At 67.6% G+C, this 1,764-nt stretch carries 2 protein-coding genes; one reads left to right on the forward strand and one right to left on the reverse strand.

Going from position 1 to position 1,764, the window contains the following annotated elements; all coding sequences use genetic code 11:
• The first annotated feature begins 73 nt into the window (after window positions 1-73).
• On the forward strand, window positions 74-622 hold the full coding sequence (locus ACZ7H1_RS37305; protein ID WP_470792934.1) for a GNAT family N-acetyltransferase: 549 nt from the start codon (window positions 74-76) through the stop codon (window positions 620-622).
• A gap of 54 nt (window positions 623-676) precedes the next feature.
• On the opposite strand, the gene ACZ7H1_RS37310 is transcribed toward ACZ7H1_RS37305, so the two are convergent.
• Window positions 677-1,764 (reverse strand): IS630 family transposase gene (locus ACZ7H1_RS37310; protein WP_470792936.1). Its coding sequence is split into 2 segments (ribosomal slippage), with 1,086 coding nucleotides annotated over them: window positions 677-1,342 and window positions 1,345-1,764; the frame shifts between segments, so codons are not numbered across the junction. This gene is flagged as partial in the annotation.

Raw genomic sequence — 1,764 nt, forward strand, 5'->3', positions numbered from 1 at the left:
GTTACCGAGGTTGAAAGCGTGATGTCGGGGCCTGATGCTCCCGCCACGGCGGAGAGTCGGTAGGTTGCCTGTCATGGCTGAGCTTGGACCCGTTGTCTGGCCGCCCGCCCCTTTGCGGACCGAGCGGCTCGTGCTTCGCGAGCCCGAGGCCCGGGACCGTGCGGCGTTCATCGACCTGTTCGCCTCGTCAGAGGTGCGGACGTACCTCGGTGGCCCCCGACCACGTGCTGAGCTTGAGAGTGCAGTGCCTGAAGTGCCCGGGCGGCGCCCTGGCGTGTTCGTGGTCGATTACGACGGGGCGATGATCGGCATCGTCACGCTCGACCGACGGGACGCGGAGCGTCCGGGGCACGTCCGTCCTGATGCCGGGGAGGCCGAGCTCAGCTACATGCTCCTGCCGGAGGCGTGGGGACGTGGGTACGCTCTGGAGGCATGCGTCGCGGCGCTCGGCTGGTTCGCCGACGAGTTTCCCAGCGAGCCGGTGGTGCTCTGCACCCAGGTGGCCAACGACCGCTCGGTACGTGTCGCGGAGAAACTGGGGTTCACCGAGACGGAGCGGTTCGAGGAGTTCGGCGCCGAGCAGTGGTTCGGCGTGTGGTCCTCGGTCCCGCGGTCTGGTTGAGCGCGTACTCGACCACCGATTCGGGGTTCCACCTCCGGTTCCTTGAGCGCGGCTTCACAGGAGCGCATGCTGCGGCGGCTCAGAGCATGGCCCGTCGGAGCCGGACGTGAGAATGAGGCCGGTCGCGGTGAGGCATCCGTCGATGATGTCGCTGCGGTACTGGATCTGGCGGAGGCCGTGCCGGAGCCGGCGCATGAGATGGTCGGAGTTGGCGAAGGCCGTGTTGGCCTGGGTGGTCCGGCGAAGGATTGACCAGATGCCTTCCACTGGGTTGAGGTCGGGTGCGTATGACGGCAGGTGGTAGGCCGTGATCCAGTCCTGAGCGTCAATGAAGGCCCTCATTCGGCGGTCTTTGTGGACGTTCAAGTTGTCCCAGACGAGGACGATGGGTGCGCAGAGTTGCCGGTGGGCAGCGATGAGGAGGTCGCGGTACTCGGTCCAGGCGAAGCTCTTGCGGCCCCCGGCCTTGTGATCCGTGTGTCGTTTGGGCCGGTAGATCAGGCGGGAGCGTTCGCCGGGTTTGTAGCAGCACAGGGCGGCTATGGAGATGCGGCGCTGGGATCGGCCGCGGACCCGGATGACCGGTGTGCTGCCGCGTCGGCTCCAAGTGCGGGAGGTCGGCGGCGTCATCGAGAAACCGGCTTCGTCCTCGAAGACGATCCAGGCCCCGAGCGCCGCCGCGGTGGTTCCACGTGTGGCCACACGTCCTTCACCCAGCCGGCCACCGCCGCCTCGTCACGCTCGATCGCACGACGTGCCGGAACCTGATGACTCCAGCCACGTCTGCGCAGCAGTTGCGAGATCCCCGACAGCGTCATCGACTTGTGGAATCTGCGGCCGATCAAGGTCTTGATCCTGGCCAGCGTCCATCGCTGGTCCGGCCAGCCCTGAGCGACCGGGCCCTTGGCCAGCTCCTCCTCGAGTACGGCGAACAACGCGTCACTCAGCTTGGGCCGGGACGCCAGGCCACGGGATCGAACCCCGCTTGGGCCGGCCGCCTTCCAGGCCTGCCGCCACCGCTGGACCGACCGGACGCTGACCCGTAACTCCTTTGCGATCTCCGTACTGCCCCGCCCGTCGGCGAACATGGCGACCGCTTCCATCCGGACCCGCTCACGGAACGCTTGCCTCTCCGCGGTCAG

Source organism: Streptomyces sp. NPDC037401 (genome assembly GCF_055602345.1).